Source organism: Streptomyces sp. NPDC057854 (assembly GCF_042797055.1).
Taxonomy (GTDB): Bacteria; Actinomycetota; Actinomycetes; order Streptomycetales; family Streptomycetaceae; genus Streptomyces.
In genome coordinates this window covers 841,414-861,315 of sequence record NZ_JBHVMF010000001.1, presented here as the reverse complement: position 1 = coordinate 861,315, position 19,902 = coordinate 841,414, and the positions used below count along the sequence as shown (strand labels likewise).

Below are 19,902 nucleotides of genomic sequence, written 5' to 3'. Positions count from 1 at the left end.
TCAATAAAATGTCACACACTACAAAGGAGTACGTCACGATGCCCGACACCCGCACCCGCCCCTGGCACGGCATCATGGTCGCCACCGCCCTGCCGCTCCGCGCCGACCTCTCCGTCGACCTCGACGCCTACGCCGCACACGTCCGGTGGCTCCTCGCCCACGGCTGCGACGGCGTCGTCCCCAACGGCTCGCTCGGCGAGTACCAGACCCTCACCGACGCCGAACGCGCCGCGGTCGTCCGCACCGCCGTCGAGGCCGCCGGCGACGGCTCCCGCGTCATGCCCGGCGTCTCCGCCTACGGCTCCGCCGAGTCCCGCCGCTGGGCCGAGCAGGCCGCCGAGGCCGGCGCCGGCTCCGTCCTCCTCCTGCCGCCCAACGCCTACCGGGCCGACGAGGACGCCGTCCGCGCCCACTACGCCGAGGTCGCGCGGGCCGGGCTGCCGGTCGTCGCCTACAACAACCCCGTCGACACCAAGGTCGACCTCACCCCGGCCCTCCTCGCCCGCCTCCACGCCGACGGGAACATCGTCGCCGTCAAGGAGTTCAGCGGCGACGTCCGCCGCGCCTACGAGATCGCCGAACTCGCCCCCGGACTCGACCTCCTGGTCGGCGCCGACGACGTCCTCCTGGAACTCGCCCTCGCCGGCGCCGTCGGCTGGATCGCCGGCTACCCCAACGCCCTGCCCGAGTCCGCCGCCACCCTCTACCGCGCCGCCGTCGCCGGCGACCTCGCCACCGCGCTGCCGCTCTACAAGGCCCTGCATCCCCTCTACCGCTGGGACTCCAGGACCGAGTTCGTCCAGGCCATCAAGCTCTCCATGGACCTCGCCGGCCGCCCCGGCGGCCCCACCCGCCCGCCGCGCCTGCCGCTCACCGGCGCCGCCGCGACCGCCGTCCGCGCCGCCACCGAGAAGGTCCTCGCCGAAGGACTCCGCTGACCAGGGGAGACCCAGCCCATGCGCACCCGACACGTCTACCACGCGGTCGACTCCCACACCGAGGGCATGCCCACCCGGGTGATCACCGGCGGAGTGGGGGTGATCCCCGGCGCCACCATGGCCGAGAAGCGCCTCCACTTCACGGAGCACCGCGACGACCTGCGGACCCTGCTCATGTACGAGCCGCGCGGCCACGCCGCCATGAGCGGCGCGATCCTCCAGCCCGCCACCCGCCCCGACGCCGACTACGGCGTCCTCTTCGTCGAGGTCTCCGGCCTGCTCCCGATGTGCGGCCACGGCACCATCGGCGTCGCCACCGTCCTCGTCGAGACCGGCATGGTCCCGGTCACCGAACCGGTCACCACCGTCCGCCTCGACACCCCGGCCGGCATCGTCTCCGCCGCCGTCCGCGTCGAGGACGGCGCCGCCCGCTCCGTCACCCTCACCAACGTCCCCGCCTTCAGTGCCGGACTCGACCTCAAGACCGAGGTCCCCGGCCATGGCACCGTCACCTACGACCTCGCCTACGGCGGCAACTTCTACGCCTTCGTGGAACTCGACGCCCTCGGCCTCCCCTTCGACCGCGCCCGCAAGAACGATCTGCTCACCGCCGGACTGGCGATCATGGACGCGATCAACGCGGGCGACGACCGGCCCGTCCACCCCGAGGACCCGGCCGTCGCCGGCGTCAAGCACGTCTACCTCGCCGCCCCCGGCTCCGGCGCCACCCGCTCCCGGCACGCCATGGCCATCCACCCCGGCTGGTTCGACCGCTCGCCGTGCGGCACCGGCACCAGCGCCCGGATGGCCCAGCTGCACGCCCGCGGACAGCTCGCCCTGGACGCCGACTTCGTCAACGAGTCGTTCATCGGCACCGAGTTCACCGGCCGGCTCGTGGCCGAGACCACCGTCGGCGGCCGGCCCGCCGTCGTCCCCACCGTCACCGGACGCGCCTGGATCACCGGCACCGCCCAGTACTTCCTCGACCCCACCGACCCCTTCCCCGCCGGCTTCCTGCTGTGACCGCTCCACCGGCCCGCCCCGGGTGAGAAACGTGACATTGTACGCTGGGCGCCTGCGGATTCTCGGAGGAACGGCGTGGGTGAACGGCGTGGGTGACCTGAAGCAGCACAGTCTCATCAAGGCCCAGGAGCGGCTCCGCGACCAGGTGGGCCACGCGCTGCGCGCCGCCCTGACGGCCGGTGAGCTGAAGCCCGGGTCCGTCTACTCCGCCCCGGGCCTCGCCGCCGAGCTCGGCGTGTCGGCCACCCCCGTGCGCGAGGCCATGCTCGACCTGGCCCGCGAGGGCCTGGTGGAACCGGTGCGCAACAAGGGCTTCCGGGTCACCGAGGTCAGCGAGCGCGAGCTGGACCAGTGCACCGAGCTGCGCATGCTCATCGAGGTGCCGACCGTCGGCCGGGTCACCGAGACCGCGACGGCCGAGCAGCTGGAGGCGCTGCGCCCGCTCGCCGAGCAGATCGTCGTCAGCGCCCGGGAGCACGACCTGATCGGCTATCTGGAGGCGGACCGGCGGTTCCACCTCACCCTCCTCGGCCTGTCCGGGAACGACCGGCTGGTGGAGACCGTCGGCGACCTGCGCAAGCGGTCCCGCCTCTACGGCCTGACCGGTCTGGACGAGGCCGGCAAGCTGGTCTCCTCCGCCGAGGAGCACGTCGAACTCCTCGACCTGATGATCGCCCGCGACCGGGCCGGCGCCGAGGCGTGCATGATGCGCCACCTCGGCCACGTCCGCTCGCTGTGGGCCGAGGCCCGTGACGAGCCGGTCGAGCCGGCGGCCGGCGCGCTGCGCTCCGTGCGCAAGGGCTGAACCCCCGGGCACGCGAACGGCGCGCCGCCCTCCCCCCGGGGAGCGCGGCGCGCCGTTCGCGCGTTCCGGTGCGGGCGGAGATCAGGCCGCCGGGGCCGGGAAGGTCGGGTACTCGACGCCCGAGACGTGCTGGACGACCCGGATGACCTGGCAGGAGTAGCCGAACTCGTTGTCGTACCACAGGTACAGGATCGCGTTGTCGCCGTCGACCTTGGTCGCGCCGGCGTCCACGATGGAGGCGTGGCGCGAGCCGACGAAGTCCATCGAGACGGCGTCGGGGGCCGTGGTGAAGTCGATCTGGCGCTTCAGCGGCGAGTGCAGCGACACGTCGCGCAGGTACTCCAGGACCTCGTCGCGGGTGGTCTCGCGGCCCAGGCGCAGGCTGAGGATGGCGATCGAGACGTCCGGGACGGGGACGCGGATCGAGCTGCCCGTGATCGGGGCCTTCAGCTCCGGCAGCGCCTTCGCGACGGCCGAGGCGGCACCGGTCTCGGTGATCACCATGTTCAGCGGCGCGGAACGGCCGCGGCGGTCGGCCTTGTGGTAGTTGTCCAGCAGGTTCTGGTCGTTCGTGAACGAGTGGACGGTCTCCACGTGACCGCGCAGCACGCCGTACTCGTCGTCCATCGCCTTGAGCGGCGGGACGATGGCGTTGGTGGTGCAGGAGGCGCAGGACAGGATCTGCTCGTCCGGCTTGATGGTGTCGTGGTTGACGCCGTGCACGATGTTCGGCACGTCGCCCTTGCCGGGCGCGGTCAGGACGACCTTGTCGATGCCGGGGCGCAGGTGCTTGGACAGGCCCTCGCGGTCGCGCCACTTGCCGGTGTTGTCGATCAGGATGGCGTTCTCGATGCCGTACGCCGTGTAGTCGACCTCGGAGGGGTCGTTGGCGTAGATGACCTTGATCGTGTTGCCGTTGGCGACGATCGTGCCGTTCGCCTCGTCGACCGTGATCGTGCCCTGGAACTGGCCGTGGATCGAGTCCCGGCGCAGCAGCGAGGCGCGCTTCACGAGGTCCTGCTCGCCGCCGCCGCGCACGACGATGGCGCGCAGGCGCAGGCCGTTGCCCGAACCGGCCTTCTCGATGAGGAGGCGGGCGACGAGGCGGCCGATGCGGCCGAAACCGTAGAGGACGACGTCCCGGCCGTCACGGCGCTCGATCTTGTTCTCGCCCGTGGCGCCGGCGACGGCCTCCGCGGTGAACTCCTCGACCGTCAGGCCGCGCGAGTCGGCCTTGTACTCGGCGGCGAGCATGCCGATGTCGATCTGCGACGGGCCGAGGTCGAGCGTGGTGAGCGTCTGCAGGAAAGGCAGCGTCTCGGTGACCGAGAGCTCCTCGCCGGCGATCTGGCGGGCGAAGCGGTGCGTCTTGAGGATGCTGACGACCGACTTGTTCACCAGGGAGCGGCTGTGGACCAGGACGGTGACGTCCCGCTCCCGGTGCAGCTTCCCGATGATCGGGATCATCGACTCCGCGATCTCCTCACGGTTCTTCCAGCTGGTGAACGAGTCATCATTGACAGTCACAAGAGTTATCTTTCGAGCTAGACGGCGCTCATATGGTAACCCGGGGGTCCTCGGCCCCCACAAGGGGGCCCGAACGTCTGTCCCCCAGCTCACACTCGCGGGTCGCGGCCGGGGGATGTCAGGCGAAGGCGTACGCGCGGAAGGCCTCCCGGACGCGCGCCAGCGGCGCCGGGTCCCGGGTCACGTACAGGCGGTTGGTGAGCAGCACCGCCCAGCGCGCGCGGGCGGGGGAGACCCACATCGCGGTGCCGGTGAAGCCGAAGTGGGCCCAGACGTCGTCGGCCGGCCCGGTGCCGGGCGCCGGGTGCCACAGGAGTCCGCGCGGCGGGGCGAGGGCGCCGGTGCCGACGCGCAGGGAGGCGGCCGTCCAGGCGGCGGAGAAGGTGCCGGGCGGCGGGGACAGCACCCCGCGCAGGAAGCGGCCGGTGTCGCCGGCCGTGGTGAAGACGCCGGCGATCCCGCACGCCCCGCCGAGGAGCCGGGTGGAGAAGTCGTGGACCGTGCCCCGCAGGTGCCGGCCGGTCTCCTCGTCGTACTCGGTGGGCGCGCAGCGCGCCGCCTCCGCGGGCGGCAGCGGACCCCAGCGGGTGTCGCGCATGCCGAGCGGCCCCCAGACCCGTTCGCGCGCGAGCGCGGCCAGCGGCCGGCCCGTCAGGTGCTCGGCCAGCCAGCCGAGCACCAGCGCCGCCCGGTCGGTGTACGCGACGGCCGCGCCCGGCGGGTGCCGCAGCGGCTCCGCGAGCACCCCGTCCCGGACGTCCTGCGGGTCGGAGCCGTACAGGAAGCGCAGATTGGCCCGGAGCGGCATCCCGGCGGTGTGGGTGAGCAGGTGGTGCGCGGTGACCGCGCCGACGGGCCGGCCGGCCGCCGCCGGCCAGAAGGTGCCGAGCGGCGCGGACAGGTCCAGCTTCCCGGCGTCGACCAGGGTCCCGGTCACCGCCCAGACCGAGAGGATCTTCGTGAGGCTGGCGACGTCGTAGAGGGTGTCCGGGCGGACCGGCTCCTCGGGGCGCGCCGGGTCGAGCAGGCCGACCGCGCCGGCCGAGCGGGTGCCGGCGGCGTCACCGACCGCCCACACGGCCCCCGGGCACACGCCGTCGCGGACCGCCCCGGCGAGCAGCCGGGCGTAGGGGGGAACCTCGCTGCGCTCCGCCACGGACGCCTCCGGCAGGGCTCGGAGCGGCCCGGTCCGGCCGCACCCGGGATGCATGCCCGCCCGCGACGGGGAGGACACCGTTCCGGGCGGGCCGCCCGCGGGGAGGCACGGCGGGCGGCCGGCGGCCGGCGTCAGTTGCAGACGACCTCGTCGCGCGGGGTGTAGTGGGTCTTGAAGGTCTCCCGCTTGACCTCCTCGCCGCCGTTCTTGAAGACGCGGTCGACCGCGATGTCGAAGCCCTCCAGCGGCGCCTGCGGCACGCACTTCTCGCCGGTGGCCTCGCGCTTCTCCGGCTTCGTGATGTTCGTGCGCGGACCGGCGACGGCCTCCACGGAGTCGTACTTCTTCGTGCCGTAGAAGGTGATGGTCACCGAGGAGTCCGTGGCGCTCGCCGCGATGTAGATGGGCTTGCCCGTGTCGTTGCGGAACCGCTGGTCGAGGCTGCCCCAGGCGACGGTGGCCTCCCGGCCCGCCGGGTAGCGCTCGATGTAGAAGGAGTGGGCGCCGTACTCGACGGGCTGCACGCCCGCGAAGAAGACCGCGTTGAAGACCGTGGTCGCCACCGCGGACACGCCGCCGCCGGGCGCCTCCTGGTACCGGCCGTCGAGGATCATCGTGCCGTCGACGAAACCGTTCTCCTCAGTGCGCTCGCCCACCGTCTCGTTGAAGCTCCACACCTCGCCCGGCTGCACCAGCGAGCCGTTGATCAGCTCGGCGGCCCGGCCGATGTTCACCGTCCGGTACGGCGCCGTGGGGAAGTTCACGGTGAACGAGGACATCTGCTCCTTGAGGCCCAGGGAGGCGAGCGTGGCCGAACTCACCTGCGGCTGCGTGACCTTGGTCGCCACGGCGGCGGTACGGGCCGCGTCACCGGTCCGGGTGAGCAGCGGTTCCACCGCGGTGCCCAGCGCCCGCTCGGTCACCTCGCGGCCCGGCCGGCCCTCCTTCACCACGACGACCTTGCCGTCCCGCACGCCCAGGGTGCCCTCCACCGGCGCGCCCGTCATGGCGGCGAGCGGACGCGCCACGTCCGGGTCGCGCAGCAGGCCGGTGGTGTCGAGGGAACCGGACAGCCGCCCGTCCTTCTTCTTCACGGCGATGTGGTCGCCGAGGGTCTCCGGGGTGATCCGCAGCCGCTCGTCGCCGACGGTCAGCGTCACCGGACCGGAGACGGCCGGCTTCGCGTACGCGTCGAGGAAGCGGGTGATCTCGGCGTCGGGCAGCTTCGGCTGGGTCACCGACACCGGGAGGCTGACCGCGGCGGCGCCGGAGGCGGCCGGATACGCGGACCGCAGCGCCTCGGCGGCCTTCGCGGTGTCGAGCTTCTGCCCGGCGACGGAGCGGGTGGCGACGGCCTTGCCGTCCCGGAACGCCACCGAACCCTCCTTGACGGCCCGGTCGTTCTCCTTCGCCAGCGCGGCGACGGCCGCGTCGGTCTTCGCGGCGTCGTGGGCGAGGACCGGCTCGATCTCGCGGTCGCCGGGCGAGAAGAGCCGGCCGATGACGGTCACCGGGTCCTTGGACGGGTCGGCGGCCCGCTCGGCGGTCGCCTCCGCGTCGACGGACAGTCCGGCCGCGGCCGGGACCACGCTCTCCGCCCGCTCGCCGATCCGCACCGGGATCGGCGCGGTCCACGCGGCGGGCGCCTGCGCCCGCAGCCGCTCGGCGGCCTCGGACTTGCTCAGGCCGCCTATGTCCACGCCGGCGACCCGGGTGCCGGCGGATATGTCGTCGCCGGTGGCCACGAGACCGGCCACGTACAGCCCGCCCGCCGCGACGGCGACGACACCCGCGGCGATCACGGCCGTCCGCCGGCGTGGGCGGTCACCGGCCGAGGTCGTCGGGGCATGGTCGGTCCTGGGGCGGGGCACACGCTCTCCCGGGTGCGTCGGGGACGGGGGATCCTCACGACGGTACGCCGAAAGAGTGCCAAATGCACATAAAGCTGTGCTGACCTGCGATGATACGCCCCGGAACGTCCCCGTCACCCAGCGTGCCCGCCCGCCCGCGCCGGGCCCCCGGACCCGCCCCGCCCGTCCCCGCCGGACGCGGTTACCCTGGGCGGATGCCCGCCGACGTCCCGCTCCCCTCCCCGCCGTCCGCGTCGCCCCCGAGCGGCGGCGGCCCGCGGTCGGTGGAGCGGGCGCTGCAGCTGCTGGACCTCGTGGCCGACGCGGAACGGGCCGTGAGCGCCAAGGCGCTCGCGCGGACGCTCGGCTGCTCGCTGTCCACCGTGTACCACCTCGCCGGGCCGCTGCTCGCGCGCGGCCACCTCGTCCGGACCGCCGACGGGTACGCGCCCGGGCCCCGGGTCCCCGCCCTGCACCGCGCCCACCTCCGCCACCACGGCCTCGGCGCCCCCACCGGCGAACTGCTCGGGCGGCTGCGCCGGACGACCGGAGCGGAGGCGTACCACACCGCCTACCGCGACGGGCTGATCACCGTCGTCGACACCACCGCCCCGGTCACCGACACCGCCCACCCCTTCACCCCCGGCCCCGAGGCCCGCGCCCACGCCACCGCGCACGGCAAGGCGCTCCTCGCCGCCCTGCCGCGCGCCCGGCGCCGCCGCTACCTCGCCGAGCACGGCATGGCCCGCTTCACCCAGCGGACCATCACCGGCGCCGAACGCTTCGAGGCCGAGATGGCCGCCGTCCGCGGCCAGGGCTACGCCGTCTCCGTCGGCGAGGCCGACCTCGCGTACACCTGCCTCGCGGTCGCCGTGCCCGACCGCGGCGACGGCATCGTGCACGCCCTGTCCGTCTCCCTGCCCACCGCCGACTTCGCCCGCCGCCAGGGCGCCGTCCGGGCCGCGCTGGCCCGCGCGGTGCCGGACTTTCCGGCCCTGCCGGAAACCTGACCGGCCCGCCTGGCCCGCGCCGGGCCGCCCGGCGCAGCCTGACGGCATGATCTTCATCGCCGTACGCTTCACCGTCCGCCCCGACCTCGCCGACCAGTGGCCCGACCTGGTCGCCGACTTCACCGCTGCCACCCGCGCCGAGCCCGGCAACCTCTTCTTCGACTGGTCCCGCGGGGTCGACGACCCGAACGTCTACACCCTCCTGGAAGGCTTCGCCGACGAGGAGGCCGGCGCCGCCCACGTCGCCTCCGCGCACTTCACCGCCGGACTCGCCGCCATGGCCGGAGCCGTCGCCGCCACCCCCGAGATCATCCACGTGAAGTCGGACCAGGACGGGTGGGGCCCGATGGCGGAGCTCGCCCCCGCCGGCGCCTGATCCCGGCGCTCGCCGAACCCACCGGCACCCGCCCGCCCGCCTGATAGGTTCGCCGCACAGCACGGGCGGGCGGCGGTCCCGGGGCCGAGGGGAGAAGCGGCAGATGGCGGTGAGCGGGCGACAGACCGGCAGGCCCACCCTGGAGGAGGTCGCGGCCCGCGCCGGCGTCGGCCGCGGCACCGTCTCCCGGGTCATCAACGGCTCCCCGAAGGTCAGCGCACAGGCCAAGGCCGCCGTCGAGAAGGCCGTCGCCGAACTCGGCTACGTCCCCAACCGGGCCGCCCGCGCCCTGGCCGGCAGCCGCACCGACGCCGTCGCCCTCGTCGTCCCCGAGACCGAGGCCCGGCTCTTCGCCGAACCGTACTTCCTCGACATCATCCGCGGCGTCAGCACCGAACTCGCCGACGCCGACAAACAGTTGCTGCTCACCCTGATCCGCAGCGACCAGGAGCGGCAGCGCTTCGAGCAGTACCTCGCCGCCCAGCGCGTCGACGGCGTCCTGCTGGTCTCCGTGCACGCCGACGACCCGCTGCCCGACCAGGTCCGCGCCCTCGGCCTGCCCGCCGTCCTCAACGGCCGCCGCCGCGAGGACGAGCCGGTCGCCTTCGTCGACTCCGACAACACCGGCGCCGGCTGCACCGCCGTCGCCCACCTCGCCGCCCGCGGACGCACCCGCGTCGCCACCATCACCGGCCCCCTCGACATGTACGGCGCCCGCTGCCGCCTCGACGGCTACCGCGAGGGCCTGGCCGAGGCCGGCCTCCCCGCCGACGACGCCCTCGTCGCCACCGGCGACTTCACCGAGGAGGGCGGCCGACGCGCCATGCGGGAACTCCTCGGCCGCGCCCCCGACCTCGACGCCGTCTTCGCCGCCTCCGACGTGATGGCGGCCGGCGCCCTGGCCGTGCTGCGCGAGGCCGGCCGCCGGGTCCCCGACGACGTCGCCCTCGTCGGCGTCGACGACTCCGCCGTCGCCCGCCTCATGGACCCGCCGCTCACCAGCGTCCGCCAGCCCATCGAGGAGATGGGCCGCACCATGGCCCGGCTGCTGCTGGCCGAGATCGCCGCCCCCAGCGAGCCCGACGACCAGCCCCGCCGGATGCTCCCCACCGACCTCGTCGTCCGCAGATCCTCCTGACGACGGCCGCCCACCGCCCCGGCGTGTCGTTCGGGTGATCCCAGCAGGCGCCCCGGCCGCCCGTGGGTTCGAATCGGGTCATGGCTTCCAACGACAGGCGCACGGGCGGCTCCCCGAAGCCGCCCCGAGCCGGTGACACCTGGTGGTACGCCGCCGTGGCCGGCGAGGCCGCGGGCTCCTTCAGCGCGCGGGTCCGCGCCCGCACCCGGCGGGCCTGCCTCGGGGCCGTCCTGCTCCTCACCGTCGTCTACGCGGGCCTCGTGCTCACCGCCACCGGCCGCCGCTGGGGCGACGCCGCCGTCACCGGCCGGCGCGCCGACACCCGGATCGCCGCCTTCCTCCGCGACCACCCCTCCCTCGACGGGGCCGCCACCCTGTCCCTCGTCCTCGCCTGCGTCCTCCTCCTCGGCCTCGGCCTGGTGCGCCGACGGTACGCGCCCACCGGCGCCGCAGCCGGGGCCGTCGCCGTCGCGGTCGCCGTCGCCGGACTCCTCCAGCGGTACGCGCCCCGCCCCCGGGCCGCCGAGACCGCCGGGGCGCTCGTGCCCAGCGGCTTCCCCAGCGTCACCGCCACCCTCGCCTTCGGGACCGCCTTCGCCCTCGCGCTCGTCGTGCCCCGGCGGTCCCGCGAGCTCGTCGTCGGCGCCGCGACCCTGTGGGCCGTCGTCCTCGGCGCGTACTCCGTCGCCGCCGGCGACCACCGCCCCGGTGACGTCATCGCCGCCGCCCTGCTCGCCCTCGCCGTCCAGTGCGGCCTGATCGCCCTGCTCGCCCGCCGCGGCAAGGTCCGCCCCGGCATCCGGCACGGCACCACCGCGCGCGGCCTGCCGGTGACGCTGCCGCTCGCCCTGCTCGCCGCCGGCGGGCTCGCGACCGGGTTCCTGCTGCTCGGCGACACCCTCGGACTGCCCGCCACCGCCCCGTACGACCCCGACGAGCTGCGCCTCGCCCACCGCTGCGGCCAGGCCCTCGCCGCCGGCGTCGGCGCCGCCTGCGGCCTGGCCCTGCTCCTCCTGGTCCGCCACGTCGACCTGTCCGGCGGCCCCGCCTCGTACCGGCTCGGCGGACCCCTCATCGAGGATTCCGGAGCCCCCGAGCAAGGAGAGCTCGTGGGGCCCTTTACGGAGAACCGCGATCACGAGATATCTTGATGTCGAGCAATCTCGCATACGCAGACGTGGAGCGGAGCACCTGGTGACTGACTCGACCATCATCTACACCCACACCGACGAGGCGCCGGCCCTGGCGACGTACTCGTTCCTGCCCGTGATCCAGGCGTATGCCTCCACGGCCGGCGTCACGGTCGAGACGCGTGACATCTCGCTCGCGGGCCGCATCATCGCGAGCTTCCCCGAGTTCCTGGAGGAGGGCCAGCGCATCGGCGACGCCCTCGCCGAGCTCGGCGACCTGGCCAAGACCCCCCAGGCCAACATCATCAAGCTGCCGAACATCTCGGCCTCGATCCCGCAGCTGAAGGCCGCGATCGCCGAGCTGCAGGCGCAGGGCTACGCCCTCCCGGACTACCCGGACGACCCGAAGACGGACCAGGACAAGGACGTCCGCGCCCGCTACGACAAGGTCAAGGGCTCCGCCGTCAACCCGGTCCTGCGCGAGGGCAACTCCGACCGCCGCGCCCCCGGCTCGGTGAAGAACTACGCCAAGAACCACCCGCACCGCATGGGCGCCTGGACCTCCGAGTCCAAGACGAACGTCGCGACCATGAGCGAGAACGACTTCGCCGGCACCGAGAAGTCCTTCGTCGCCGCCGAGGACACCACCCTCCGCTTCGAGCACGTCGCCGCCGACGGCACCGTGACCGAGCTGCGCGCCCCGCTGAAGGTCATCGCCGGCGAGGTCGTCGACGCCGCCGTCATGCGGGCCGCCGCGCTGCGCACCTTCCTCTCGGAGCAGGTCGCCCGCGCCAAGGCCGAGGGCGTCCTCTTCTCCGTGCACCTCAAGGCCACGATGATGAAGGTCTCCGACCCGATCGTCTTCGGCCACGTCGTGCGCGCCTTCTTCCCGAAGACGTTCGCCGCCTACGGCGCCGACCTCGCCGCCGCCGGCCTCTCCGCCAACGACGGCCTCGGCACCGTCCTCAACGGCCTCGACGCCCTCCCGAACGGCGCCGAGATCAAGGCGTCCTTCGACGCCGAGCTCGCCGACGGCCCGGCCCTCGCCATGGTCGACTCCGACAAGGGCATCACCAACCTGCACGTGCCGTCCGACGTCATCGTCGACGCCTCGATGCCGGCCATGATCCGCACCTCCGGCCACATGTGGGGCCCGGACGGCCAGGAGGCCGACACCCTCGCCGTCCTCCCGGACCACAGCTACTCCGGCGTCTACCAGGCCGTCATCGAGGACTGCAAGGCCAACGGCGCCTTCGACCCGGCGACCATGGGCTCCGTCCCGAACGTCGGCCTCATGGCGCAGAAGGCCGAGGAGTACGGCTCCCACGACAAGACCTTCGAGATCGCCGCCGCCGGCACCGTCCGCCTGGTCGACGCCTCCGGCACCACGGTCCTGGAGCAGGAGGTCGCCGAGGGCGACATCTTCCGCGCCTGCCAGACCAAGGACCTCCCGATCCAGGACTGGGTCAAGCTCGCCGTCACCCGCGCCCGCGCCACCGGCGCCCCGGCCGTCTTCTGGCTGGACGAGAACCGCGCCCACGACGCGCAGCTCATCGCCAAGGTGAAGGAGTACCTGCCGCAGCACGACACCGAGGGCCTGGAGATCAAGATCCTCGCCCCGGTCGAGGCCACCAAGTACTCCCTGGAGCGCATCCGCCGCGGCGAGGACACCATCTCCGTCACCGGCAACGTCCTCCGCGACTACCTGACCGACCTCTTCCCGATCCTGGAGCTGGGCACCAGCGCCAAGATGCTGTCGGTCGTCCCGCTGATGGCGGGCGGCGGCCTCTTCGAGACCGGCGCCGGCGGCTCCGCCCCGAAGCACGTCCAGCAGCTCGTCAAGGAGAACTACCTCCGCTGGGACTCCCTCGGCGAGTTCTTCGCCCTGGCCGCCTCCTTCGAGCACCTGGCCACCACCACGGGCAACGCCCGCGCCCAGGTCCTCGCGGACACCCTGGACCGCGCCACCGGCACCTTCCTCAACGAGGACAAGTCGCCGACCCGCCGCATCGGCGGCATCGACAACCGCGGCAGCCACTTCTACCTGGCCCTGTACTGGGCGCAGGAGCTGGCCGCGCAGACCGACGACGCCGAGCTCGCCAAGGCGTTCGCCCCGCTCGCCGAGACCCTCACGGTGAACGAGCAGAAGATCGTCGACGAGCTGAACGCCGTCCAGGGCTCCCCGGCCGACATCGGCGGCTACTACCAGCCCGACCCGGCCAAGGCCGCGGCCGTCATGCGCCCGTCCGCCACGTTCAACGAGGCCGTCGCGTCCCTCGCCTGATCCGGCACCCGACGCGTCGCCGCCCCGGCCGGAACCCCTTCCGGCCGGGGCGGCCCCGTCGGTGGCGCGTAGGCCATCCGGGTGTGACCCTGGAGGGCATGAGCTGGGCATCTTGGACGACCGCCGGTGTCTACACCGGGCGTGGTGGGGTGCTGACCGTCGAAGGCGGAATCGTCACGGGCGACCTGACCGTGCACACGACCTTCGCCGACGGTGAGGCACGCGTGGCCGTGCAGTACAGCGGCGCATCCGACTGGTTCACCATGTCGGGCAGTCCCGTCCCCTGCGCCTCCGAGGAGGAGAGCCGAGACCTCCACGACGTCGTGGTGGAAGCCGTCAGAGAGGGCCACGGGGCGACCGTCCCACGGCTGCCCCATCCGACCGGCTAGAGCCGTCCGGAGCGGAGCCGGCCACACCCTTCCGGGGCCGGCCTGAGGCTTCCGGAGCCGGCCGGAGCCGGAAAAAAGTGTTACCCCTGCCCGGTCCCACGGGTCTCCACCAGGACGGGGACGCGGAACCGGGGACAAGGGAGCACCATTCATGCACAGCGACGAGCAGCGCACCACCGCCCTGGTGGAGGCGGCGCGCGACGGCGACCCGCACGCCAGGGAGGAGCTGGTCCGCGCCTGCCTGCCGCTCGTCCACAACGTGGTCGGCCGCGCCCTCGACGGGCACGCCGACACCGACGACATCGTCCAGGAGACCCTGGTCCGCGCCCTCGACGGGCTGCCCGCGCTGCGGGACCCGGCGCGCTTCCGGTCCTGGCTCGTCGCCATCGCCATGAACGGCGTCCGCCGCCGCTGGCGGGAGCGCCGGCAGGCGCCCGTGCCCGGCCTCGACCGGGCCGTCGGCCTCGCCGACCCGGCCGGCGACTTCACCGACCTCACGATCCTGCGCCTCGGCCTGACCGGCCAGCGCCGCGACGTCGCCCGGGCCACCCGCTGGCTCGACGAGGACGACCGCGAGCTGCTGTCCCTGTGGTGGCTGGAGGCCGCCGGCGAACTCACCCGCGCGGAACTCGCCGAGGCCCTCGGTCTGGAACCGGCGCACGCCGCCGTCCGCGTGCAGCGCATGAAGGAACGCCTGGAGACCGGCCGCGCCGTCGTCGGCGCCCTCGACGCCCGCCCCCGCTGCCCGGATCTCGCCGCCGCCCTCACCGCGTGGGACGGCCGCCCCTCCCCGCTGTGGCGCAAGCGGCTCGCCCGCCACCTGCGCGACTGCCGCGCCTGCGCGGCCGGCCGCGACCGCCGGGGCCTCGCCCCCGTCGAGGGCCTGCTCGCCGGCATCGGCCTCGTCCCGCCCGTCGCCGTCCTCCTGGACGCCGGTACGGCCCCGGCCCACGCGGCCGAACCGGTCGGCCTGGCGGAGCCGATACCGCCGACCGCGCCCGCCTGGACCGCCGGGCGCCGGGCCGGGGCCGGAGCCGCCGGAGTCGCGGCCGTCGCCGTCCTCGGGGCGCTCGTGCTGACCCTGCCCGAACCCGCCGACCCGGGCCCCGCACCCACCCGGCCCGCCGCCGCCCCGCCCGCCACCACCCCCGCTCCGACCCCCACCCCGTCCCGGACGCCGACCCCCACCCCGACGCCCGCGCCGGTCACCGCCACCGCCACCCGCCCGGCGCCCACCACGGCCGCGCCGACCCCGTCCCGTACCGTCGCGCCGGCCCCGGCCGACCCGGGCGAGCGGGTCACCGCCCTCGTCAACCGGCTGCGGGCGGAGGCCGGTTGCGGACCGCTGCGGACCGACGCCCGGCTGACGGCCGCCGCCCGCGCCTACGCCCGGGACATGACGGACCGCGGCTACTACGGACACGCCAGCCCCGAGGGCGAGTTCGCGGACACCCGGATGACCGAGGCCGGGTACCGCTGGTCGGCCTGGGCGGAGAACCTGGCCCAGGGGCAGCGGGACCCGGCGGACGTGGTCGCGAGCTGGCGGGGCGACGCCGCCCACCGGCGCAACCTCCTCGACTGCTCCTACCGCGACACCGGCGTGGCCGCCGTCCCCGGCCCGTCCGGCACGGTCTGGGTGCAGAAGCTGGCCGCGCCCGCGCCCTGACCGCGCCTCAGCCCCGGGTGCCGAAGTCCTGGACCCACCACGGCCCGTCGGCGGTGAGGGCGACGCCGACGCCGATGTCGCGGAACGAGCAGTTGAGGATGTTGGCCCGGTGGGCCGCGCTGCCCATCCACTCCTCCATCGCCCGCTCCGGCGTCTTCGGCCCCTTGTGGATGTTCTCGCCCCACGCCGACCAGTCGTAGCCGTGCGCGCTGATCCGGTCGCCGCCGTCCCGCCCCTCCGGGCTCGCGTGGGCGTAGTAGTCACGGGCCGCCATGTCGTCGGCGTGGCCCTGCGCGGCCCTGGCCAGCCGGGCCTCGGAGCGCAGCGGGCCGCAGCCGGCCCGGCCCCGTTCGGCGTTGACGAGCGCGACGACCTCCTGGCCGTAACGCGTCGCCCGGGAGGGCGTCTTCACGGGTGCGGCCAGGGCGGTGCCGGTCTGCGGGACGAGCCCGCCGGCGGCCGTGCCGGCCCCGTCTCCCCGGGCGGCGGCCGGGGCCCGCGGGGCCTCGACGAGGGCCCGGGGCGAGGTGGGGGCCGGGGTGGGGAGGGTGGGGGGTGGGGCCTGGGGGGTCGGGGGCGGGGCCGCGCGGGGGGCGGGAGCGGAGGGCGGCATGGCCGCGTACAGACCGAGCAGGATCGTGACCACGGCCGCCGTCGTGCCCGTGGCGAGCACCGCGGCGGCGAAGCCCGGCCGGGGCAGCGCGCGGCGGCGCACCGGCCCGCCGCGGCGGTGGCGGCCGGAGGAAGCGGCGGGGGAGGGGACGGAAGGGTCGGAGGGGTCGGGGGACGGGGCGGAACGGTCGGAGGGGTCGGGGGACGGGGTGGAAGGGGCGGGGGCGTCGTACGGCATGGGGCTCCGCTCTGCTCGCGTCGCCGTGCGGTCCGGGGCCCGGGCGGGCCGCCGGGGCGACGGGGTCAAGGCTTTCCGCGGTCCGCCGCCCCGACACCCCGTGTCAACCCGGCGGGTCAACTCCCTGCGTCAACCCGCCGCGCCGGCTTGACGGGCCGCCCCCGTCCGTCCTCAGCCCTGCGGGACCACCGCGACCGGGCACGGGGCCAGGTGGAGCGCGGCGTGCGCCACCGAGCCGATCCGCCCGCCGAGCGCGCCGCGCTTCGCGCGCCGGCCGACGACCAGGAGCTGCGCGTTGCCGGAGGTGGTGAGCAGGACCTGGCCGGCGCTGCCGAGCTCGACGTGCTCGGTCACCGGAACGTGCGGGTACCGCTCGCGCCACGGGGCCAGCGCGTCGCGAAGCGCCTTCTCCTCGAAGGGCACCAGGCCGCCGGCGTCGTCGGCGAGCCGCAGCGACGCCGGGCTGTACGCGAAGAGCGGCGGCAGGCTCCAGGCGCGCACGGCGCGGATCGCGGCGCCCCGGGCGTGCGCCGTCTCGAACGCGAACCGCAGCACGGCCTCGCTGTCCTCCGGCGTGCCCTGCTGGCCCACCAGGATCTCGCCGGTGGGCGGTTCGGCCGCCCGGTCGTCGCGGGCGCGGACGGCGACGACCGGCACGGTAGCGGCGGCGATGACCTGCTGGCCGTACGAGCCGAGCAGGAAGCCGGCGACGGCTCCGTGCCCGCGCGACCCGATGACCAGCATCTCCGCCGCGCCGATCGTGTCGAGCAGCGCGGCGACGGGGGTGTCCGGGAGCACGTCGGAGGTGACGGCGAGCTTCGGGTGCCGGGCGGTGATCTCCGCGGCGGCGTTCCGGACGACCTCCTCGGCGGCGCGCTCCTGCGACTCCCGCTCCTGCACGAGCGGCAGGTCGAGCGGTTCCCACCGCCACGCGTGCGCGAGCCGCAGCGGCAGGTCCCGGTGCTCGGCCTCCCGGGCGGCCCAGTCGGCGGCGGCCAGGCTCTCCGGCGAGCCGTCCACCCCGGCCACGATCTCCCGGCCCGCGCGCGCCTCCCCGGCCGCTGTCCCTGCCTCGGTCCGCTGGGTGTCGTGACGGGTCATCTGACGTCCTCCCTGGTCGTGGCGGTGGGGTCCGGCCGCGCGGCCGTTCCCCGCTCACCTCCAGCTTGGGGCCATCGGCCGTCCCGGATGAGGGCCGGAGGTCCCGACATGCCGGTCTGTCCGCCCCGGGGCCCTCGGGGGAGCAGTGTTGAACGCGTTCAAGGCGCGTGGCAGGATGCTCGCGGGGGTGATCGCCATGACGACGGCGACGCGGACCGGCCCGCCTTCGTTCGGCCGGATCCTGATGGTGGCGACGGGCATGCTCATGCTGGAGCTGACGCTCGCCGCGCTGGTGTCGGCGTTCTGCACGGTGACCGTGTGGGCGGAGTCGACCGACGGCTACGGGTTCGCCGTGATGATGCTGCCCGCGGTGGCGCTGCAGGCGTCGCTCGTCGTGGTCCTCGCCGCGCTGGTCCTCGTCGTGCCGGCGGTCCTGCTCGCGATGGCCCTGGGAGCGTGGACCGGCCACCCGCCGGAGACGGGACCCGAGCCGTGGTGGTGCGTCCCGGCCGCCGCCGCGCCCGTCGCCGTCGCAGGCGTGCTGCCGGTCCTGCACGCCGGCGCTTCCGCCGGTACGGCCTTCGCCGTCTGGGCGGCGCTCGTCGCGCTGATCGTGCCGGCGGCGCTGGTCGCCCGGCTCCGCCGGCGGTGGCTGCTGCGCGGGATCGCCCTCTGGGGAACGGTCGTCGTGGCGGGCGTCGCGGTCCTGGGCGTGCTGCTGCTCGGCAGCGGCGCGTTCGGCGCGGAGCAGCGGCCGCCGGCCTCCCGGGAGCATCTGGTCGGCGCCTGGACGGACGGGCGCGGCGGCACCCTGGAGCTGGCCGTCGACGGCACGGCGACGGCCCGGGGCGTCCGGGACCCGTCCCGGGAGGTGCCGCGCCCGGACGACGCCGAGCGGACGTGCACGGCGTCCGGCGTCTGGCGGTACGCGCTCGGTGCGGGAGCCACAGGGTCGTGGCGATCGGTCTCCCGGGCTGCGACGACACCCCGTGGGAGCTGGACGGCGCGGACGGGCGGCTCGTCCTCGTGCGGTGGGACCACGAGGGGCAGCGGGCGGTGGAGCTGACCCGGGTGCCGTGAGGGGCGGGGCCGCCCGGCGTCCGGCGCCGGCCGCAGGGGCGTCCGGCGGGTCCCGGGCCGTCCGGCGGGTGCCGGTTCGTCCGGCGGCTGCCGGTTCGTCCGGCGGGTCCCGGGCGGCGCGGGCCGGTCAGGCGCTGCGGGCCAGACGGGCGTGGGTGCCGTTGAGGTAGTGGTCGCCGATGTCGCGGAGGCGGTGCGCGGGGCGGGTGCGGGCGGTGAGCGCGCGGGCGTTGCGCCAGAAGCGGTCGAAGCCGGGGCCGCCGCCCCCGGCGGGCGGGGCGCCCTCGACGAGCTCCAGGATGCGGGTGGTCAGCTGGACCGCCGCGCGGCCGGTGACGGTCTCGGCGGCGGCCACCAGGACCGCCAGGTCGGCGCTCTCCTCGAAGCCGAGCGCCCAGCCGGACCGCAGTCCGCGGGTGAGGGCGTCGGTGGCGCGTTCGGCGACGGCGGCGGCGGTGTGGGCGGCCGACGCCAGTTCGCCGTAGGACAGCAGCAGGTACGGGTCGTCGTCCCGGTCCGGCAGGTCGCCCGAGGGCGCCCGGCCGCCCGGCGCGGCACCCGGCTCCGGGGCGACCGCGCGGCTGACGTCCCGCGCCTCGGCGAGCGCTCCCTCCGCGATGCCGAGCGCCACGTGCACGAGCAGCAGCCGGAGCACGAGCGGTGCGAGCGCGGTGAACGGCGCGACCGCGTGCTCGTCCGCCGGCAGCGTGCCGAGGACCCGCGCGCGGGGGACCGGGACGTGGTCGAAGACGACCGTCCCGGCGCCGGTCAGCCGCTGCCCGACCCGGTCCGCCGCCGGTTCGGCGGACACCCCGGGACGGGCCGGGTCCACCAGGACGACCAGCTGGTCGGCGGTGCCGGCGGGGCGGGCGGCGACCACCAGCCGGTCGGCGACGGTCACGGCGGAGTCGAAGGCGCGCCGGCCGTCGAGGAGCCAGCCGCCCCGGTCGGCGCGGGTGAGGGTGAGGCCGTCGCCGGCCGGCCCGGGGCCGGTCGCGCCGGCGAGCAGCCAGCCCTCCGCCGCCGTCCGCGCCTCGAGGGGCGGGAACGTTCCGGCGGGCCGTCCCGCCGGGGCGGCGAGGAGGCGGCTCGTCCAGGACAGGGCGTAGTGGTGGGCGAGGAGTTCGCCGACCGAGCTGTCGGCGGCGGAGAGCTCCCGTACGGCGGAACACGCGGTCCGCAGGCCGGTCCCGTGCCCGCCCCGGCCGGCGGCGGGGTCGGCGGCCGTGAGGAAGGCGGGGAGGCCCGCCTCCCGGAGCCGTTCCACCTCGTCGCGCGGGGTCAGGCCGGCCCGGTCGCGGGCGAACGCGTCGACGGCGAGGTCGTCGGCGACCTCTCGGACGACCCGCCGCCAGAGCGTGTCGTCCCTCGGCGTCCTCTGCTGCGCGCTCATACCGTCCCACCCGCTCTCCGTAATCCCACTGGATCAGTAGGGATAGTGGCAGAGCGGAAGCCGGGGCCCCAAGGGGCGTCCGCGATGTGGATGGCGAGGGTTCGAAGGGTGAGACGGTGTCAGATCGCCGCAGGTGAGGGGTGTTGACGGCGTCCGGTGGTCGGTGTGGCGGTGCGGTCAGGGGTT

The 19,902-nt window shown here is 75.2% G+C and carries 17 protein-coding genes; 11 read left to right on the top strand and 6 right to left on the bottom strand.

Going from position 1 to position 19,902, the window contains the following annotated elements:
• Positions 1–38: 38 nt before the first annotated feature.
• The 3 genes from ACFVQZ_RS04095 to ACFVQZ_RS04085 all read left to right on the top strand — a co-directional run bounded on the left by ACFVQZ_RS04095 (position 39) and on the right by ACFVQZ_RS04085 (position 2,766).
• Positions 39–938 carry a dihydrodipicolinate synthase family protein gene (locus ACFVQZ_RS04095; RefSeq protein WP_383619462.1) on the top strand — a complete coding sequence of 300 codons (900 nt, stop codon included), beginning with the start codon at positions 39–41 and terminating at the stop codon, positions 936–938.
• Positions 939–956: 18 nt separating this feature from the next.
• Complete coding sequence (locus ACFVQZ_RS04090; protein WP_383619460.1) at positions 957–1,961, top strand: proline racemase family protein; 1,005 nt, start codon at positions 957–959, stop codon at positions 1,959–1,961.
• A gap of 88 nt (positions 1,962–2,049) precedes the next feature.
• Positions 2,050–2,766: a GntR family transcriptional regulator gene (locus ACFVQZ_RS04085; protein ID WP_030497481.1), complete on the top strand. Its 717-nt coding sequence runs from the start codon at positions 2,050–2,052 to the stop codon at positions 2,764–2,766.
• An 81-nt stretch (positions 2,767–2,847) separates the two neighbouring features.
• On the opposite strand, the gene ACFVQZ_RS04080 is transcribed toward ACFVQZ_RS04085, so the two are convergent.
• The 3 genes from ACFVQZ_RS04080 to ACFVQZ_RS04070 all read right to left on the bottom strand — a co-directional run bounded on the left by ACFVQZ_RS04080 (position 2,848) and on the right by ACFVQZ_RS04070 (position 7,320).
• Positions 2,848–4,293, bottom strand: a complete 1,446-nt coding sequence (locus tag ACFVQZ_RS04080) for a glyceraldehyde-3-phosphate dehydrogenase (RefSeq protein WP_030497480.1) — start codon at positions 4,291–4,293, stop codon at positions 2,848–2,850.
• 118 nt (positions 4,294–4,411) lie between these two features.
• Positions 4,412–5,449: a serine hydrolase domain-containing protein gene (locus ACFVQZ_RS04075; protein WP_383619458.1), complete on the bottom strand. Its 1,038-nt coding sequence runs from the start codon at positions 5,447–5,449 to the stop codon at positions 4,412–4,414.
• A 131-nt stretch (positions 5,450–5,580) separates the two neighbouring features.
• Positions 5,581–7,320: a VanW family protein gene (locus ACFVQZ_RS04070; RefSeq protein WP_383619456.1), complete on the bottom strand. Its 1,740-nt coding sequence runs from the start codon at positions 7,318–7,320 to the stop codon at positions 5,581–5,583.
• A 194-nt stretch (positions 7,321–7,514) separates the two neighbouring features.
• Here ACFVQZ_RS04070 and ACFVQZ_RS04065 point away from each other — a divergent pair, with 194 nt between their 5' ends.
• From ACFVQZ_RS04065 to ACFVQZ_RS04035, 7 genes are all read left to right on the top strand, one after another.
• Positions 7,515–8,309, top strand: coding sequence for an IclR family transcriptional regulator (locus ACFVQZ_RS04065; protein WP_383619454.1), 795 nt, complete (start codon positions 7,515–7,517; stop codon positions 8,307–8,309).
• Positions 8,310–8,355: 46 nt separating this feature from the next.
• Complete coding sequence (locus ACFVQZ_RS04060) at positions 8,356–8,685, top strand: putative quinol monooxygenase (RefSeq protein ID WP_030497476.1); 330 nt, start codon at positions 8,356–8,358, stop codon at positions 8,683–8,685.
• 103 nt (positions 8,686–8,788) lie between these two features.
• A complete protein-coding gene (locus tag ACFVQZ_RS04055; protein WP_383619452.1) occupies positions 8,789–9,823 on the top strand; it encodes a LacI family DNA-binding transcriptional regulator in 1,035 nt (344 codons plus the stop codon).
• 80 nt (positions 9,824–9,903) lie between these two features.
• Complete coding sequence (locus ACFVQZ_RS04050; protein WP_383619450.1) at positions 9,904–10,974, top strand: phosphatase PAP2 family protein; 1,071 nt, start codon at positions 9,904–9,906, stop codon at positions 10,972–10,974.
• A 43-nt stretch (positions 10,975–11,017) separates the two neighbouring features.
• Positions 11,018–13,237, top strand: coding sequence for an NADP-dependent isocitrate dehydrogenase (locus ACFVQZ_RS04045; RefSeq protein WP_383619448.1), 2,220 nt, complete (start codon positions 11,018–11,020; stop codon positions 13,235–13,237).
• 98 nt (positions 13,238–13,335) lie between these two features.
• Positions 13,336–13,626, top strand: coding sequence for a hypothetical protein (locus tag ACFVQZ_RS04040; RefSeq protein ID WP_030497472.1), 291 nt, complete (start codon positions 13,336–13,338; stop codon positions 13,624–13,626).
• A gap of 151 nt (positions 13,627–13,777) precedes the next feature.
• A complete protein-coding gene (locus ACFVQZ_RS04035) occupies positions 13,778–15,292 on the top strand; it encodes a sigma-70 family RNA polymerase sigma factor (protein ID WP_383619446.1) in 1,515 nt (504 codons plus the stop codon).
• 7 nt (positions 15,293–15,299) lie between these two features.
• Here ACFVQZ_RS04035 and ACFVQZ_RS04030 read toward each other — a convergent pair whose 3' ends face one another.
• Both ACFVQZ_RS04030 and ACFVQZ_RS04025 read right to left on the bottom strand, forming a co-directional pair.
• Entirely contained in the window at positions 15,300–16,142 is an 843-nt protein-coding gene (locus tag ACFVQZ_RS04030; RefSeq protein WP_383619444.1) for a CAP domain-containing protein, read from the bottom strand.
• Positions 16,143–16,313: 171 nt separating this feature from the next.
• Complete coding sequence (locus ACFVQZ_RS04025; RefSeq protein WP_383619442.1) at positions 16,314–17,243, bottom strand: universal stress protein; 930 nt, start codon at positions 17,241–17,243, stop codon at positions 16,314–16,316.
• 196 nt (positions 17,244–17,439) lie between these two features.
• On the opposite strand from ACFVQZ_RS04025, the gene ACFVQZ_RS04020 reads away from it, so the two are divergent.
• Positions 17,440–18,309 (top strand): hypothetical protein, encoded by an 870-nt coding sequence (locus tag ACFVQZ_RS04020; protein WP_383619440.1) that lies wholly within the window; start codon positions 17,440–17,442, stop codon positions 18,307–18,309.
• Between the two features lie 141 nt (positions 18,310–18,450).
• On the opposite strand, the gene ACFVQZ_RS04015 is transcribed toward ACFVQZ_RS04020, so the two are convergent.
• Positions 18,451–19,716, bottom strand: a complete 1,266-nt coding sequence (locus ACFVQZ_RS04015) for an acyl-CoA dehydrogenase (RefSeq protein WP_383619438.1) — start codon at positions 19,714–19,716, stop codon at positions 18,451–18,453.
• Between the last annotated feature and the right edge of the window lie 186 nt (positions 19,717–19,902).

Coding starts and splice junctions, on each gene's coding strand:
- ACFVQZ_RS04020 (WP_383619440.1), top strand. CDS start 17,440: ATGACGACGGCGACGCGGACCGGCCCGCCTTCGTTCGGCCGGATCCTG.
- ACFVQZ_RS04050 (WP_383619450.1), top strand. CDS start 9,904: ATGGCTTCCAACGACAGGCGCACGGGCGGCTCCCCGAAGCCGCCCCGA.
- ACFVQZ_RS04015 (WP_383619438.1), bottom strand. CDS start 19,716: ATGAGCGCGCAGCAGAGGACGCCGAGGGACGACACGCTCTGGCGGCGG.
- ACFVQZ_RS04035 (WP_383619446.1), top strand. CDS start 13,778: ATGCACAGCGACGAGCAGCGCACCACCGCCCTGGTGGAGGCGGCGCGC.
- ACFVQZ_RS04060 (WP_030497476.1), top strand. CDS start 8,356: ATGATCTTCATCGCCGTACGCTTCACCGTCCGCCCCGACCTCGCCGAC.
- ACFVQZ_RS04055 (WP_383619452.1), top strand. CDS start 8,789: ATGGCGGTGAGCGGGCGACAGACCGGCAGGCCCACCCTGGAGGAGGTC.
- ACFVQZ_RS04095 (WP_383619462.1), top strand. CDS start 39: ATGCCCGACACCCGCACCCGCCCCTGGCACGGCATCATGGTCGCCACC.
- ACFVQZ_RS04025 (WP_383619442.1), bottom strand. CDS start 17,243: ATGACCCGTCACGACACCCAGCGGACCGAGGCAGGGACAGCGGCCGGG.
- ACFVQZ_RS04090 (WP_383619460.1), top strand. CDS start 957: ATGCGCACCCGACACGTCTACCACGCGGTCGACTCCCACACCGAGGGC.
- ACFVQZ_RS04040 (WP_030497472.1), top strand. CDS start 13,336: ATGAGCTGGGCATCTTGGACGACCGCCGGTGTCTACACCGGGCGTGGT.
- ACFVQZ_RS04030 (WP_383619444.1), bottom strand. CDS start 16,142: ATGCCGTACGACGCCCCCGCCCCTTCCACCCCGTCCCCCGACCCCTCC.
- ACFVQZ_RS04065 (WP_383619454.1), top strand. CDS start 7,515: ATGCCCGCCGACGTCCCGCTCCCCTCCCCGCCGTCCGCGTCGCCCCCG.